At 64.6% G+C, this 14,328-nt stretch carries 13 protein-coding genes; 5 read left to right on the forward strand and 8 right to left on the reverse strand.

Translation table 11 applies throughout. From position 1 onward, the window contains the following. Positions 1 to 2: 2 nt before the first annotated feature. Together E3O11_RS00445 and E3O11_RS00450 are read right to left on the reverse strand one after the other, a co-directional pair. Positions 3 to 764: an endonuclease/exonuclease/phosphatase family protein gene (locus E3O11_RS00445; RefSeq protein ID WP_233195448.1), complete on the reverse strand. Its 762-nt coding sequence runs from the start codon at positions 762 to 764 to the stop codon at positions 3 to 5. Positions 765 to 879: 115 nt separating this feature from the next. After that, positions 880 to 2,199: a short-chain fatty acid transporter gene (locus E3O11_RS00450; protein ID WP_092448809.1), complete on the reverse strand. Its 1,320-nt coding sequence runs from the start codon at positions 2,197 to 2,199 to the stop codon at positions 880 to 882. 207 nt (positions 2,200 to 2,406) lie between these two features. Between E3O11_RS00450 and E3O11_RS00455 the strand changes: the two genes are divergently transcribed. Continuing rightward, positions 2,407 to 3,006 carry a histidine phosphatase family protein gene (locus tag E3O11_RS00455; protein ID WP_092448810.1) on the forward strand — a complete coding sequence of 200 codons (600 nt, stop codon included), beginning with the start codon at positions 2,407 to 2,409 and terminating at the stop codon, positions 3,004 to 3,006. 227 nt (positions 3,007 to 3,233) lie between these two features. On the opposite strand, the gene E3O11_RS00460 is transcribed toward E3O11_RS00455, so the two are convergent. After that, positions 3,234 to 3,524 carry a hypothetical protein gene (locus E3O11_RS00460; protein ID WP_092448811.1) on the reverse strand — a complete coding sequence of 97 codons (291 nt, stop codon included), beginning with the start codon at positions 3,522 to 3,524 and terminating at the stop codon, positions 3,234 to 3,236. Positions 3,525 to 3,585: 61 nt separating this feature from the next. Here E3O11_RS00460 and E3O11_RS00465 point away from each other — a divergent pair, with 61 nt between their 5' ends. The 3 genes from E3O11_RS00465 (at position 3,586) to E3O11_RS00475 (ending at position 4,595) form a co-directional block, all read left to right on the forward strand. Then, on the forward strand, positions 3,586 to 3,882 hold the full coding sequence (locus E3O11_RS00465) for a hypothetical protein (protein ID WP_092448812.1): 297 nt from the start codon (positions 3,586 to 3,588) through the stop codon (positions 3,880 to 3,882). A 49-nt stretch (positions 3,883 to 3,931) separates the two neighbouring features. Further along, positions 3,932 to 4,204, forward strand: coding sequence for a glutaredoxin family protein (locus E3O11_RS00470; protein WP_092448813.1), 273 nt, complete (start codon positions 3,932 to 3,934; stop codon positions 4,202 to 4,204). A 67-nt stretch (positions 4,205 to 4,271) separates the two neighbouring features. After that, the gene (locus E3O11_RS00475) at positions 4,272 to 4,595 is read left to right on the forward strand and encodes a hypothetical protein (RefSeq protein WP_092448814.1); all 324 of its coding nucleotides are present in this window, start codon (positions 4,272 to 4,274) and stop codon (positions 4,593 to 4,595) included. A 174-nt stretch (positions 4,596 to 4,769) separates the two neighbouring features. On the opposite strand, the gene E3O11_RS00480 is transcribed toward E3O11_RS00475, so the two are convergent. The 3 genes from E3O11_RS00480 to E3O11_RS17955 all read right to left on the reverse strand — a co-directional run bounded on the left by E3O11_RS00480 (position 4,770) and on the right by E3O11_RS17955 (position 11,248). Then, positions 4,770 to 9,611 (reverse strand): NAD-glutamate dehydrogenase, encoded by a 4,842-nt coding sequence (locus tag E3O11_RS00480; RefSeq protein ID WP_092448815.1) that lies wholly within the window; start codon positions 9,609 to 9,611, stop codon positions 4,770 to 4,772. 208 nt (positions 9,612 to 9,819) lie between these two features. Further along, complete coding sequence (locus tag E3O11_RS00485; RefSeq protein WP_092448816.1) at positions 9,820 to 10,668, reverse strand: aggregation-promoting factor C-terminal-like domain-containing protein; 849 nt, start codon at positions 10,666 to 10,668, stop codon at positions 9,820 to 9,822. 196 nt (positions 10,669 to 10,864) lie between these two features. Further along, complete coding sequence (locus E3O11_RS17955; protein ID WP_241994600.1) at positions 10,865 to 11,248, reverse strand: Wadjet anti-phage system protein JetD domain-containing protein; 384 nt, start codon at positions 11,246 to 11,248, stop codon at positions 10,865 to 10,867. On the opposite strand from E3O11_RS17955, the gene E3O11_RS17960 reads away from it, so the two are divergent. Further along, the gene (locus tag E3O11_RS17960) at positions 11,247 to 11,702 is read left to right on the forward strand and encodes a Rossmann-fold NAD(P)-binding domain-containing protein (RefSeq protein ID WP_241994601.1); all 456 of its coding nucleotides are present in this window, start codon (positions 11,247 to 11,249) and stop codon (positions 11,700 to 11,702) included. The genes E3O11_RS17955 and E3O11_RS17960 overlap by 2 nt on opposite strands. A 244-nt stretch (positions 11,703 to 11,946) precedes the next feature. On the opposite strand, the gene E3O11_RS00500 is transcribed toward E3O11_RS17960, so the two are convergent. Beyond that, positions 11,947 to 13,602: an ABC1 kinase family protein gene (locus tag E3O11_RS00500; RefSeq protein ID WP_092448819.1), complete on the reverse strand. Its 1,656-nt coding sequence runs from the start codon at positions 13,600 to 13,602 to the stop codon at positions 11,947 to 11,949. 54 nt (positions 13,603 to 13,656) lie between these two features. Further along, positions 13,657 to 14,205, reverse strand: coding sequence for a PadR family transcriptional regulator (locus E3O11_RS00505; protein ID WP_092448820.1), 549 nt, complete (start codon positions 14,203 to 14,205; stop codon positions 13,657 to 13,659). Positions 14,206 to 14,328: the final 123 nt, after the last annotated feature.

The following is a 14,328-nucleotide window of genomic DNA, read 5'->3' on the forward strand; positions in this document are numbered from 1 at the left end:
GGCTAGATCGTGAAGTCGGCGCCTTCGACCGTGACGGACTCACCGGTAGCGGGATTGGCCAGGTGATGCGCGGCATCCGTTTGCATCGGTTGTTCGTCAGGGTAGGTAGCCGTCACCAGAATGGGCATGTGATCTGAGGTGCCCTGCGGAAGGGTCTCCACGTTGGTGATCGCCAGGCCCATCGAGGTTGCGAGGTCGAAGTGTCCGCGAAAGAACTTGTACCGGGTGTAGGTGCGGGTGTCGCTGAGGGTCAGGTCGTAACCGGACTGGTTGACCTTGTTGCCGAGCTTGCCCTGGAAGATCGGGTAGTTGTAATCGCCGACCATCAGGGTCGGCAGACCGGGGCCGAGCAGACTGAGCTCTTCGTGGGCGGTGCGAATCTGTTTGCGGCGCAGGGAGTTGAGCGCGGTCAGCGGCGCTGCGTGAAAGGATGCGACGACGAGCTCCCGCTGGGCGACGTTGTCGATCAGGCGGGTGGCGATCAGGCGCTCGTGTGCCGGCGCCGCCAGGTGATCATGCAGGGATTTCTTCAGCGCGAAGGCCTGCGTCTTGATCGCCGTGTAGCGGTCCCGGTTGTAGTAGATGGCCAGGCCCAGCCGGTTGCGCCGGGTCGCGTCGGCGAGGTGCAGAGTGCCGACCTCGGCCGGCAGGTCGATGGTGTTGCATTCCTGCAGGCAGAGAATGTTGGGACTGTAACGCTCGGACAGCGCGACCAGTTCGCCGCTGGCACGATTCTTGCGGAGGTTGTAACTAATGACCCTCATGGCACCCGTCTCAGACTTGATGGCTTTGAGACAAGCCTACGGCTCTCGCCCGCGTTGAAATTGAACTTCTATCGCAAATTGGGATATACGCAGGCGGCATCCAGTCTGCGCCGGGTTAGCCGGCACCGACGATGAACATCGTCGCGATGAAGACCAGACCGGCCGCCAGAAAAGTGATCGTGGTGTAACCAAGAATGTCGCGCATTTTCAGCCCGGCGATCGCCAGAAGCGGAAGCGCCCAGAACGGCTGAATCATGTTGGTCCACTGGTCGCCGTAGGAGACGGCCATGATGGCGACGGAGGGGTCAACGCCGAGCCGTTCGGCCGCGTCGAGCATGATCGGGCCCTGCACGGCGAATTGGCCGCCGCCGGAGGGCACGAAGAAGTTCACCAGTCCGGCCGCCAGCAACGCCATCACGCCAAACGTCGCCGGAGTCGACACGTTCACGAAGAAGTCAGAGAATACCCCGATCAGCCCGGATCCGACCATCATGCCGAGGATGCCGGCGTACAGCGGAAACTGCAGCAGGATATCGCCGACGTTGGAGGCGGCATCCTTGGTCAGCCGAATCAGTTCGAACGGGTTACGCACCAGCAGGAATATGAGCGCGAGGAATGTCCAGTTGACGATGTCGAGCGTGAGGGTACCGCCCTCGACGAAGTGAACGACCAGGTAGGCGACGAGGGCGAGCCCCACGATCAGGGTCATTATGCGGCTGGCATCGAGCCGGTCAGCGGGCGTCACGACCGATTCCTCGGCGACCTGCTTATCGCGGGCATCGACCTCAAGCACGAAGATCGGGGCGTTACGCCGCGGGGCGACGAGGGCCAGCGCCAGCGCGACCACCACGATGGTGGCGACGGCCGCCAAAATATTCCACAGCGAGAATGTGGTGTCGCTGAGCGAAATGGTGCGCCCCAGTTGCTCGGCCAGGAAGGAGCCCTCGGTGGCGGCGGTGAGCGGTCCCGACCCGGAATATCCCATGTGCCAGATCACAAAGCCGGAGTAGCCGGCGGCAACCAGGAGCGGGAAGTGCACCGGAACGCCCTTCGCGCGCAGCTGAAAAGCCACCTCCTTGGCGAGCAGCCCCCCGACTACGAGGCCGAGGCCCCAGGTGATCAGGCACGCCACCGCGGCGATGGTGAAGACGAAAACGTAGGCCTGAAGCGCCGTGCGTGGCACAGCACCCAGACGAACCAGCAGCCGGTGCACCGGGGTCGTGTTGGCCAGAATGTGCCCGAGCAGCAGCACGAGGGCCATCTGGGTCATGAAGGCGAGCAGCCCCGCGAGACCGTCGCCCCAACTGCGCACGACATCGATCGGGCCGGAATCGGTGAGCACCAGGGCCAGAATCGCCACGATCACGGTCAGCACGATCACGAACACGAGCGCGCTCGGAATGAATCGTTCGACGAGCGAATTTATCGGGCGCATGAACGCAGCGGCTGGGCCGCTTGCGCGCTTCTCGGTGGCAGTTGACACGATGGTTCCCCCTGATTTGCTACAACATTGTGGCTCAGGGCGTTTGCACTGACGTATTAAACGTAGCAGGCGGGTCGTCCGTTCCCCCGTCGGGGCACCTGTGGCTGGGTCGAAACGTAGACTTGACCTGCCGCACAGCGGCAACCGCGAGGGAGCAGCATGACCCAGAACGACATCGTTCTTATTCGCCACGGGCAGACGGAATGGAGCATCTCCGGCCAGCACACCGGGCGCACCGACGTTCCACTGACCGATTTCGGCCGTCAACAAGCGGATGCCCTCGGCGAGATGCTGGACGGCCAGCATTTCGATCGGGTCTACTCCAGCCCGCTCGTGCGCGCGTGGGAGACCATGGAGCGGGCCGGGTACTCCAGCCAGGGCGTGGCGAGCGACGACGTGCTCGAATGGGACTACGGGGTCTATGAGGGCCGACGCACCGTGGACATCCGCTCTGAGATACCCGGCTGGACCGTGTGGGGTAACCCAATTGTGGGCGGTGAGACCGTCGATGAGGTGGGGGCGCGAGCCGACCTCGCGATCGAGGAATGCCTCGCCGCCGAGGGTCGTGTCGCCGTCTTCGCCCACGGACATTTTCTGCGTATCATGACCGCGCGCTGGATGGGCCTGCCGGCAATCGCCGGCAAGAACCTCAGCCTCGGCACTGCAACCGTCTCCACCCTCGGCTGGGAACGCGAGAACCGGGTGCTGCAGATGTGGAACGACGCCTGCCATCTGAGCTCGATGGACCCGGTGGTCTGACGCAGCACGGACCAATACCCCTAGTTCGGGGTAGGAAGATTCTTTGTGTTGAAACCGTTGTCGTTGGGGCGTGCGAACGGAACTTCGACCGACGTGTTCATGTTTCAGCTCTCTCTGGACCGGCAGCAGGCCTCGGCCCAGAACCTGACTTGGCAGGTGGCCGCGCCCGTCGAGCAAGCCACCGGGTGAGGACGTGGGTAACGTATTGTCCCCACGCCCTCGCCGGTTCAGCGCACCGGCACCCAGGTACCCTTCACGCGCTCGGTGATCAGGGACGCCCGCAACTCGGCGACGACGCGCAGGTCGGCCACCACGTGGGCGCCGATCCGCAGGGCCGACGCCGCGTCATCCGCTGTGAAACGCACGATGACCCGGGCCGCGCCGGCGACGATGGTGAGGTCGGAGGCCTCCACCGTGGTGAATTCGGCCGCCGCCGCTGCGGCCCGCGGCACGACCGAGGCGGGTTCCGTTCCCGGGTGCAGGGAGTCGATACTCATGGTGACGCGATAAGAAGGCATGGTTTCAGGGTACGGGTACTGCTTTACTGATTGGGTCCCTCATCCCCAAGTTCGGAGACCCATGACTTTCACGGCCACGATCGTTGCCCAGGTTCAGCGCACCAAGCCCGATGCCCTGTGGGCCATCGCGACCGCACTCAGCCGAGAGGTCAGTGGCACATCGGCCGCGGACGCGTTCATTGCACTGCCGGACGGCGGTCGGGTCGAGGTGGAGATTGCCAAGTTCGGCGAAAGCCTGCCGTTGGCGATCGACGTCGTCGATGCGCGCGGCGCGGCCGAGGCGCGGGCATCCGCTCAGAATATTCTGGACCTGCTGGAGCAGTCCACCGGTTGGCAGGTTGACCACCTGCACGACTGAAACGGATGTCCACCCGCGGCACACAGGCGCGCCGCCTAGGATCGTTAGCATGACTGAAACCATTGCCCCCGCTGCTCGCATCACGATGTATGGAGCCCAGTGGTGCGGCGACTGCCGTCGTTCCAAGTCACTGCTCGACCGCCTCGAGGTGGACTACGACTATGTCGACCTGCTGCTCGTCGAGGATGGCGCCGACCGCGCCCGCGCCATCAGCGGCCGCACCAACATTCCGGTCATTGTGTTTCCCGACGACACTCACATGGTGGAGCCGAGCGACGCCGAGGTGCGCACGAAGCTCGTGGCGCTCGGCCGCATCAGCTGAGCATGCCCGGCGACTGACCGGCTTCGTGCTACTGTCAAAAATCGCAGATACCAATGGGGGTCGCACCATGCACGCAATAACCGCCCAGCCGACTCGACGCCTTCCGCTCTCGTTGTGGGTGAGCATCGTTCTGTTCGTGCTGTACAGCGCTCTGGGCATCGCCGTCTGCGTGTCACTCCCGACCGACCCCCGCCTGCTGTTTGCGCTGCTGACCGTGTCGCCACTGTTGTTCATCGGCATGGTCGTCTCGGTGGTTGACATCGTGCGCACCCGCAAACGCGGCGACGCCGGGCAGACCTATACCCGGTTGCAGTGGGGTGGCCTCATCCTCGTGGTTGTGGCGATGCCGCTCTGGCTGGCCATTGCCATTCTGATCGTCTCGTTGATCTAGTGCCCTCCAAAGAGTTTTTCTACCGTTAACAGCCGGGTCCTGGCACGTCACCGCGAGCATGCTCGGCGACTGGATCAACAACTTGCCGTCGCGCGGCTGAGACGGCGGATCGCCGTCAACAAAGCGCTGGAGCACCCTCGAACGGATGCTCCAGCGCTTCAGCGGGCTAGTCGGTCAGCGGCGCACGATGGAGCGCAGCAGCCGCACGGCGACCGACAAGGACGCCATGTCGTCCTGCGCGAGGGAGTTGACCTCCTCGAACACGCTGCGCGCCCGGCCGAGCTGTTCGGCGTTGAGTGCTTCCCAGGCGAGGAGGCGCTCGTCGGGGGCGCCGGCATCCGTTTCATCGAGCACGGACCTGGCCATGTCGGCGACCGTGGAGTACAAGTCGTCGCGCAGGGCAGCACGGGCGAGGGCCTGCCAACGGTCCTTGCGGGGCAGCTTGGTGATGCGCTCCAGCAGGTTGTCGACACCGAACCGGTTGTACACCGCATAGTAGATGGCCGCGACTTCGGTGACCGGAAGGTTGGACCGGGCGGCGACCTTGGCCACGTCCAGCAGCGCGTACGCCTCGAAGAGTTCCGACCAGCGGCGACCGAGATCGTCGGGCAGGCCCCATTCTTTGGCCTGCTCCTGCTGGGTTTCGAGGCGTTTGAGGTCGGCGCCCTGCAGGTATTCCCCGAGGTGCTCGCGCATCAGCGCGACCTGCGGCTGGTACTTTGCGATCACCCCGGCGACGGGCATATTGCCCCCATGGTTAACCTGCCAACGCACCGCACGGTCGAGCAGCCGGCGAATGTCGAGGTGAATCGCCGTCCACTTCTCGGTCGGGAACGATGACGGCAGCGCGTTGAGCTCGTCTACCATCTCGTTCAACTCGAAAATCTCCCGGAGGGCCACGAAGGCTCGCGCGATCGTCGCCTGGTTCGCCGACGTCTCCTCCATCGTGCGGAACGCGAAGGTGATGCCGCCCAGGTTGATCATGTCGTTCGCTACGACCGTCGCGATGATCTCCCGGCGAAGCGGATGCGTATCCAACTCGGCATCGAAACGTTCAGACAGGTGCGTCGGGAAATACCAGCGCAGGGTGCTGCCGAACCACGGGTCATCGGCCAGATCGCTGTCGCGCAGCGCGTTGGCCAGTTCGATCTTGGCGTAGGCCGCCAGCACGCTGAGCTCGGGGCTGGTCAGCCCCTGGCCCTGGTCGAGGCGCTCGCGCAGCGTGGCCGTCGTCGGCAGTGCCTCGAGCTCACGCTGCAGATCGCCGGATGCTTCGAGCCAGTTCATCAGGCGCTCGTAGCTCGGGCTCCAGTTATTGACGAGGACCCGGTCGTTGAGCAGCAGAATGTTCTGATCGACGTTATCGACCAGAACCAGGCGGCCGACCTCGTCGGTCATCTCGGCCAGAAACTCGGCCCGTTCGGCGGGGTCGAGCTTGCCGGCGGCGACCATACGGTCCACGAAGATCTTGATATTGACTTCGTGGTCGGAGCAGTCCACTCCGGCCGAGTTGTCGATCGCGTCGGTGTTGAGAATGACGCCATTGAGGGCAGCTTCAATGCGCCCGAGCTGGGTGAAGCCGAGGTTTCCTCCCTCACCGACGACCTTGACTCGCAGGTCCTTGCCGTCGACGCGAATGGAATCGTTGGCCTTATCGCCAACCTGCGCTGCGGTCTCGGTGCTGGCCTTCACGTAGGTGCCGATTCCGCCGTTGTAGAGCAGATCGGTCGGGGCCAGCAGAATTGCGCGCAGCAGCTCCGGCGGGCTCAGGTGCGTCGTGCCCTCGGGCAAACCGAGCACGACCTGTACCTCAGCCGAGATCGGAACAACCTTGGACTGGCGCGGAAAGACGCCGCCGCCGGCGCTGATCAGGTCGGTCGCGTAGTCGGCCCAGGAGGAACGCGGCAGTTCGAACAACCGCTTGCGCTCGGCAAAGGAAAGCGCCGGGTTGGGGGTCGGGTCCAGGAAGATGTGGCGATGGTCGAAGGCCGCGACGAGCTTGGTGTGCTTGGAGAGCAGCATGCCGTTGCCGAACACGTCGCCGGACATGTCGCCGACGCCGACCACGGTGAACTCCTCGGACTGGGCGTCGACGCCGAGCTCGCTGAAGTGGCGTTTGACCGACTCCCACGCGCCCTTGGCCGTGATGCCCATCTCCTTGTGGTCGTATCCGACCGAACCGCCAGAGGCGAAGGCGTCGCCGAGCCAGAAACCGTACTCAGCGGCGAGTTCGTTGGCGATATCCGAGAACGAGGCGGTTCCCTTGTCGGCCGCGACGACGAGGTAGGTGTCCGCGTCATCGTGGCTGACCACGCGGTTCGGCGGAACAACCCGTTCACCCTCGGGCGTTGCCACGAGGTTGTCAGTCAAATCGAGCAGCCCGCGCACGAAGGTTTGGTAGCTCGCGATGCCCTCGGCCATCCACGCCGCCCGGTCCAGTGCCGGATCTGGCAGCTTCTTGGCGAAGAATCCGCCCTTGGCACCGGTCGGCACAATGACGGCGTTCTTGACCGTCTGCGCTTTGACCAGCCCGAGCACCTCGGTGCGAAAGTCCTCGCGGCGGTCCGACCAGCGCAGGCCACCCCGGGCAACCTTGCCGAACCGCAGGTGCACGCCCTCGACGCGCGGCGAGTACACCCAGATTTCGTACATCGGTCGCGGTGAGGGCATCTGCTCGATCTGCGACGGATCGAGTTTAATGCTCAGATACGGCTTGTACTGGAAGAAGTTAGTGCGAAGCGACGCTTCGATCAGCGTGATCAGGGTGCGCAGCACCCGGTCGGCGTCGAGGGTCGCGACCTGCTCCATGGCCAGGGTGAGCTGGTCGCGCACGTCGGCGACGCGCAGCATCCGCTCATCGTCGGCGAGATCTGGGTCGAATCGGGCTTCGAATAGTGACACCAGGCCACGCGTAACGGCCGGGTTGGCGAGCAGGGCGTTGGCGACGAAACCGTAGGAGTTGGTGTTGCCGATCTGGCGCAGATATTTGGCGTAGCTGCGCAGGATGACGACGCGGTGCCACGGCAGGCCGTCCTGCAGAACCAGGCGATCGAGGCTGTCGGACTCGATGGCGCCGCTGATCGCAGCACCAAACGAGTCGGCCAGCAGAGTCCCGGTCGCGATCGGGTCGACTCCGGCCGGGTAGTGCAGGCCCAGGTCGTACAGGTAGAAGCGGCGCCCGTCAGCGGTTTCGATGTCGAACGGCACCTCGTCGAGGACCTCGATGCCAAGGTTCTGCAGAAACGGCAGAATCTGGCTGAGGCTCTTCGGCTCGGTCATGTACAGCTTGATGCGGGCGTCTTCGGCGGGGTCACCGACACTGTGAGGCCGGTAGACGTGCAGTCCAGGGCGGGTGCGCAGGTCAGCGGATGCTCTCACCGGCGCAGCGCAGGCCTCGAACCGCCCGATGTCTTCGAGGGCATCGGCAATTTCATAATCGACCCGGTAGCTATCGGGAAAAGCTTCAGCCCAGACAGCGGCCAGGCGCTCGGCTTCCTCGACCGAGTGTGTCTCGCGGAGTTCGTCGCTGATCCCCTCGGGCCAGGACCGCACGGCCATGGCGAGACGGTGTTCCAGGGCGGCGGCATCGACCGTGTCGGCGGCGACATCCTTTGGCAAGCGGATGCGATAGAAGAGTCTCGCGAGTGCCGATTCGGTCATGCGCGCTTCGAAGTCGAGGGCCTCCGAGTGGAAGGTCTCCTGCAATTCCTTCTCAATGCGCAGGCGCACGGCGGTGTTGTAGCGGTCACGCGGCAGGTAGACCAGGGCCGACATGAACCGGCCGTAGATGTCGGGGCGCAGGAACAGCCGGGTGCGTCGCCGCTCCTGCAGACGTTGGATGGCGAGCGACGCGGTGATCAGGTCGGGAACTTCGATCTGGAACAATTCGTCACGCGGGTAGGTTTCCATGATGCCGAGCAGGTCTTTGCCGCTGTGCGACTCGAGCGGAAAACCGACCTCGGTCATGACGGCCTTGACCTTTTCGCGCAGCACAGGAACGGCAGTGACCGAGCTCGTGTAGGCGCTCGCGGCGAACAGGCCGATGAAGCGCTGTTCTCCGCTGACCTGACCGGCGGCGTCGAAACTCTTGATGCCGATGTAGTCGAAGTAGGCGGGGCGATGCACGGTGGAGCGCGAGTTGGCCTTGGTGATCACCAGGGCGGTGCGCTCGCGCGCTTTCTGCCGACCGGCATCCGTTAGATGCTGAATCTGGTGACGATCGTCGGCGGAACGCAGCAGGCCAAGTCCGCTGCCGTCGATCAGGGTGAGGACGTCTTCGCCGTCCCGCGTCTCGAGGTTGTATTCGCGGTAGCCGAGAAAGGTGAAGTTGCCCTCGTCGAGCCAGTGCAACAGCTGCTGGGTTTGGGCGAGGTCCTTGACCTGATCGGCGCCGACGACCTTGTCGAGGGCGTTCGCGATCTGCATCGCCTTGGTGCGCATGAGCGGCCAGTCCGCGACGGCGGCGCGAACATCGCCGAGAACGGCTGTCACGCCAGCCACCAGCAGGGCCTGCTCCTCGTCGCTCGCACTGTCGATCTCAATGGCGATCCACGATTCGAGGTGCGAGGCGTCATCGCCGGTGGCGATCAGGTGGGCAATATTGGGCATCGCCGAGGTATCACCGCTGGAGACGCCAACACCGGCCGGAATGCGGTTGATGTCGACGAGTTCATTGCTGGCCTTGCTGCGGGCCACGATGAGCAGCGGGTGCACGACGAGGTGGATGGCGGAGTGCTGGCGCACCAGCTCGGCGGTGACCGAATCCACCAGGAAGGGCATGTCGTCGGTGACGATATAGATGACGCTGCGTCCGGGCTCATTCTGAATCTCGACCGAGGCCGTTTTGGGCACCCGGTACTGCGCGACCTTCCAATGGGCTCGCGCTCGGGCTTGCAATACTGGCGGGGAATAGTGCGCCGCGTCTTCGTCCGTCAAATGCTCATAATAATCAGTTATGAACGACTCGAGTGTGGGGTCTACCGGGGCTAGACCCGTAGGGGTGAAACCAGACGACATCGAAAAAACGCCTCCATCAAATATCTGCGCAGGGATCCTGCAACGGGTACTTCGGTGTACCAGTCGAACTCAAACGTGGAGTTCCCTTACTTTCTCATCGTAGCGCTGGCCCCAGCGCCCCAGCCGTGCCGCCGCAGAACCTGCGGCGGCACGAAAGAACTGATGAGCGGCCCGATCTTCGCTACGGTTTGGTGTCGACGGCGGTCGGTCAGTACCAGCCGACGGACTGCGAGTGCGACCAGGCCGCACACGGCGTTCCATAGGAGGAGGCCTTGATATAGCCCAGGCCCCAGCTGATCTGCGTCGTGGCGTTGGTGGCCCAGTCGGTGCCGGCCGACGCCATCTTGCTGCCCGGCAGCGCCTGCGGAATGCCGGTCGCACCGCTGCTGGAGTTCAGGGCCGAGTAGGACCAGCCCGATTCCTTCTGCCACAGCCGGTCGAGGCAGCTGAACTGATCCTCGCCCCAGCCGTACTGGGAGGCGGCCATCGAACGCGCTGTGGCGCGGGCACCGTCGACGGTATTGCCGCCCGCGAGGGACTCCATTCGAGCGGCTTCAGCGGCGGCGGCCGCAGCGGCCTCGGCTGCAGCAACTTCAGCTGCGACCCGGTCGACTTCGGCGGTGGCCGCAGCAACTGCGACGGTCTGCGTCTTCGCCTGGGCCGTGAGGTCTTCGAGCTGGTCGATCGGCATGATCTCGTAGCTGGCGAGCGAGCTGGCTACCGAGGTGAGGGTGGAGGCATCCACTTTGCTCACGCTGGCGGCAATGACCAAGTTGGCTTGCGAGAGGGCAGCGGATGCGCTGTCGCGGCTGAGTGCCTCGCCGCGCTGGGCGTAATAGTCGAGTTGTTCAATCTGGCGGCCGGTGCTCTCGGCGAGTGCGGTCGTGGCTGCGATCCTGTCTTGCTTGGCATCAGCCGACTGGGCGGCGAATTCGCTGCCGGCGACGAGGCCGGTGACGACCAGCACGGCACTGGCGGCGAAGATAATCTGGTGCCCGCGTTTTGGGGATTTGCGGACGGTACGAGCATGGGAAGTTTCGAAGTTTTTTTGGCGCATATCCTTCATCGGGAGCGAGGACGCGGCGCTAGGTACGCCGGCTCGCCGGGTTTCGGGCTCGCGCGCTTCGGGTCGGCGCGGGCAAGGTCGCTAGCTTGCACCGCATTTTTGAATGAAACCTCACGATTTTCTCCGAATACCCTGACTTTCGGTCACGATCGCTCAGCCGTGACATACTTTGCGACCCGCGGGGTACCTAAGAGGGGTTCGCGGCGAGGGTGAGTAGCCGGGGCAATGCGTAGGTCCAGTCGATGCGTTCCTGCTCGCGGCGCACGTTTCCCTCCGAGCGGATGCGCTCGAGCGCGGTCTGCTCCCCCGCCGTCAGCGTCGAATACGTTCCGCCGGCGGCCTTCGGTTCCGGCACCCAGAGGTCGCGAAATTGCAGCAGGGTCGCCTCGTCCATGAGTGTGCTCGTGACGTTGTCGCAGCCCGAGCGGAGCGCGTGCAAAATGGTAAATCCGTCGGAGTCGAGGTCGCCCCAGTAGATGACGCGGCCCGTTTTTATCCACGGGATGGCGCCTAGGCGAGGCGCTGCATTGCCGCCGCCGTGCACGACGACGGTCTGGAACGCGCAGGCCATGGGCCGGCTCGATTTCGACGACCTGCCGGGCGAGCGGGAGTACTCCGGTTCGGGGGCCGACAACCAGTCCACACTCACCAACGTCATGTTCACCGACGCGCTGGTTCCGCGCCTGTCGGAAACCGGAGTCACCGCGAACGCCGTGCATCCGGGGCTCGTGAGTACGAGGTTCGGCGTCGAGGATCCCGTGCGGGCCCAGCGCCTGCTCGTGCCACTGTTGCGACCGTTCATGAAGCCTCCCGCAAAGGGCGCAGTCACCTCGATTTACGTGGCGACCACTTTTGAGCGGGGGGGGTCCGCCTGCTACTTCACCAATAAGCGGCCCAGAAAGTCGTCGGCCGCCAGCGACGACACCGCGGCTGCGGCCCGGCTCTGGCAGGTGAGCGCCGATTTGGTGGGCCTGCCCGGTATCCGGGAGCGTTCGCCGCGAACGGATGCCGCCCGCCCGGTATAAAAGCCGGCTCCTGGGCGCTCTCTGCGCATAACTCCTGCAATTTGTTAGCGCCGCGCGACGAAAAAACGTCCCCGTAATTCCGAGGTGGAATGTCGCCCGCGGCCCAAATCGCAGGGGTTGTGCCGCTCTGGGCCGTGAAACGGATGCCGCAGCCGGCACCGCCGACTGCTCCGACCGGCCCTGGAACACGCGGGGACGGGTCGACTGCAAGTTTTTGCCGGACGACCAAACGGCTACGCTCCGTTCAGAACCCGCGACGCCCCGCGAACAGCGTGTGCAGCAGGGGGACGACCGACGCGACCATTAAGACGGTGCCCAGCACCGCATCATCCGCTCGCAGCAGCACGCCGGCGATGAGCAGGGCGCCGAACAGGAGCGCCGACACGGCTTGCCGCAGGGTGCGCTCGAGGCGGGCGACGCGCTTCTCGAGACCCGGGCTGGCAACCGCAACGGAGCCGTCTTCGATCCGGGTGATCAATCCGTCGAGGCGCTTGGGCAGGCGAACGGCGATGCCGACCGTCTCCGTTGCCTGCTTCGCGATGTCCTGCACGAAGTTGCCGCTCTCGTCGCGCAGCAGCTGCGCCGCGTAGGGCTCGACCGAATCCCAGAGGTTGAAGGCGGGATTGAGCGCGCTGGCCACGCCGGAGGTGAGCGACATGGCTCGGATGATGAGCAGAAAGTTCTCGGGCAGCTGGAACGGCAGCGAGCGCACCACGTCGCCGAACTGCACCGCGAATTCGCGGAACTCTCGCGGGTCCACCTCGCGCAACTCGGCGAAACCCATACCACCAAACCGGGCGAACAGAGTGGTCATGGCCCGTTCGAGCTCGGTCGTCTCGGCCGAGGGAAGGAGCACGCCGACATCGTTCATGGCATTGACCAGGCCGCGCCCATCGCGTGAGGCGGCCGCGATGAGCATTTTGCGCAGTCCGGTACGCGTGCTCGTGGGCACCTCGCCCATCATGCCGAAGTCAATGAAGGTGAGTTGCCAGCCGCGCTCGCTGTCGGCGTCCGGGGTGACGAAGATGTTGCCGGGGTGCGGATCGGCGTGAAAGAAGCCCCTCGTGAACATCTGGTCGAACATGACCTCGGCGAAGACCGGAGCCACCTCGGCCGGGTCGATGCCGGCCTTGATCAGGGCGTCGACGTCGGTGATCTTGATCGCCGTGACATCTTCGAGAGTGAGCACCTTGCGGGTGGTTCGTTCCCAGACGACACCGGGAACGCCGACTCGGTCGTCATCGGGAAAGGCCGCTGCGAAACGTTCGGAGCTGCTCGCCTCGTGCAGGTAGTCGATCTCTTCGAGACTCGTCTGTGCGAACTCTTCGACCAGCGCCGGCATGTCGACCCGGTTGGAGACGAGTTTCACATGGCTGAGCCAGCCTCCCACCTTGCGCAGGGCGGCAAGGTCGACGTCGATGATTTCGTCGATTCCCGGGCGCTGCACCTTGATAATGACCCCGTCGAGCCCCGTGTCAGCAGCATCGAGCGCGGTGAGCCGGGCGCGATGTGCCTGCCCGAGGGATGCCGCCGCTACCGGAGTCTCGTCGACCGACGTAAAGGCCCGTTCGAGCGGCATGCCCAGCTCCGCCTCGACAGCAGCGCGAATGGCCGCAAACAATACCGGCGCGACTTCGTCCTGCAGCCCCTCGAGCTCTTTAGTGATCTCGGGTGGCAGCACGTCAAGGCGCGATGACATGAACTGCCCGACCTTGATCATGAGACCGCCAAGGTCGGCCGCGAGCACGTGAAAACCCTTCGCGAAGCGCTGCATCCGCTTGGAGCGCGTGCGCTCGGCGATCTTCACCAGCCCGATGCGAGGCAGGAACAACTCGAACCACCACGTTATGGCGAGATACCAGCTGGCAAAACGCAGAATGCGGCGGTACCGGGCGCGCATGTTGCCCGCGCCCGAATTCGAATCGTAGCTACCTCGACGAGCCAGCGGCACCCGTCAGTCCTGGGCGAGGATCGAGTAGAGCTTGCGACGCGCGTCGTCGAGCACGGTTACAGCCTCTTTGATCTGTTCCGGCGATCCGGTGCGACCCACCTGAGCAGCAGCCTGGGCGAGTTCGATGCCCGCCTTCGGCAGCGCAGTGTGGGTGTGTGACCCGGTGGAGCTCGTCGCGGCCCACGGGGCGCTCGTGTCGGCGTCAGCGACTGCCGCGCGACCCTCATCGGTGAGCGAGTAGATCTTGCGACCGTTGTTCTCTTCGGCGCTGATCAGGCCCTCATCAGCCAGTAGCTGCAACGTGGGGTAGACCGAGCCGGCGCTGGGCTTCCAGGTGCCGCCGCTGCGCTCTTCGATTTCGTGGATGATCTGGTAGCCGTGCATCGGCTGCTCCGCCAGCAGGGCGAGCACCGCCGTGCGCACCTCACCGCGACCGGCTCGGGTGGCTGTGCCTGCCTGCTTCTCGAATCGGGAGCGGAACTGTTCCATGGCCTGCCAGATGCCGTCCATGTTGGCGGCGTTGAACCCGCCGGTGGGGAATGTGTTGCCCATGATTGCCTCCTCGGTATGACGTGCGAACGATATACAGCGATAGGTCTAACGATACCCAGCGATGGCCTCGAGCGTTACCCCAGAACGGATGCTCAGGGCTGGCTCCCAGACACCGCCGACCGA

Origin of the sequence: Cryobacterium levicorallinum, from assembly GCF_004402405.1 — a bacterium.
GTDB lineage: Bacteria > Actinomycetota > Actinomycetes > Actinomycetales > Microbacteriaceae > Cryobacterium > Cryobacterium levicorallinum.

What these genes read in the sequence shown, in the direction of transcription:
- E3O11_RS00445 (WP_233195448.1), bottom strand. Translation starts at nt 764, where the DNA reads ATGAGGGTCATTAGTTACAACCTCCGCAAGAATCGTGCCAGCGGCGAA.
- E3O11_RS00450 (WP_092448809.1), bottom strand. Translation starts at nt 2,199, where the DNA reads ATGCGCCCGATAAATTCGCTCGTCGAACGATTCATTCCGAGCGCGCTC.
- E3O11_RS00455 (WP_092448810.1), top strand. Translation starts at nt 2,407, where the DNA reads ATGACCCAGAACGACATCGTTCTTATTCGCCACGGGCAGACGGAATGG.
- E3O11_RS00460 (WP_092448811.1), bottom strand. Translation starts at nt 3,524, where the DNA reads ATGCCTTCTTATCGCGTCACCATGAGTATCGACTCCCTGCACCCGGGA.
- E3O11_RS00465 (WP_092448812.1), top strand. Translation starts at nt 3,586, where the DNA reads ATGACTTTCACGGCCACGATCGTTGCCCAGGTTCAGCGCACCAAGCCC.
- E3O11_RS00470 (WP_092448813.1), top strand. Translation starts at nt 3,932, where the DNA reads ATGACTGAAACCATTGCCCCCGCTGCTCGCATCACGATGTATGGAGCC.
- E3O11_RS00475 (WP_092448814.1), top strand. Translation starts at nt 4,272, where the DNA reads ATGCACGCAATAACCGCCCAGCCGACTCGACGCCTTCCGCTCTCGTTG.
- E3O11_RS00480 (WP_092448815.1), bottom strand. Translation starts at nt 9,611, where the DNA reads ATGTCGTCTGGTTTCACCCCTACGGGTCTAGCCCCGGTAGACCCCACA.
- E3O11_RS00485 (WP_092448816.1), bottom strand. Translation starts at nt 10,668, where the DNA reads ATGCGCCAAAAAAACTTCGAAACTTCCCATGCTCGTACCGTCCGCAAA.
- E3O11_RS17960 (WP_241994601.1), top strand. Translation starts at nt 11,247, where the DNA reads ATGGGCCGGCTCGATTTCGACGACCTGCCGGGCGAGCGGGAGTACTCC.
- E3O11_RS17955 (WP_241994600.1), bottom strand. Translation starts at nt 11,248, where the DNA reads ATGGCCTGCGCGTTCCAGACCGTCGTCGTGCACGGCGGCGGCAATGCA.
- E3O11_RS00500 (WP_092448819.1), bottom strand. Translation starts at nt 13,602, where the DNA reads ATGCGCGCCCGGTACCGCCGCATTCTGCGTTTTGCCAGCTGGTATCTC.
- E3O11_RS00505 (WP_092448820.1), bottom strand. Translation starts at nt 14,205, where the DNA reads ATGGGCAACACATTCCCCACCGGCGGGTTCAACGCCGCCAACATGGAC.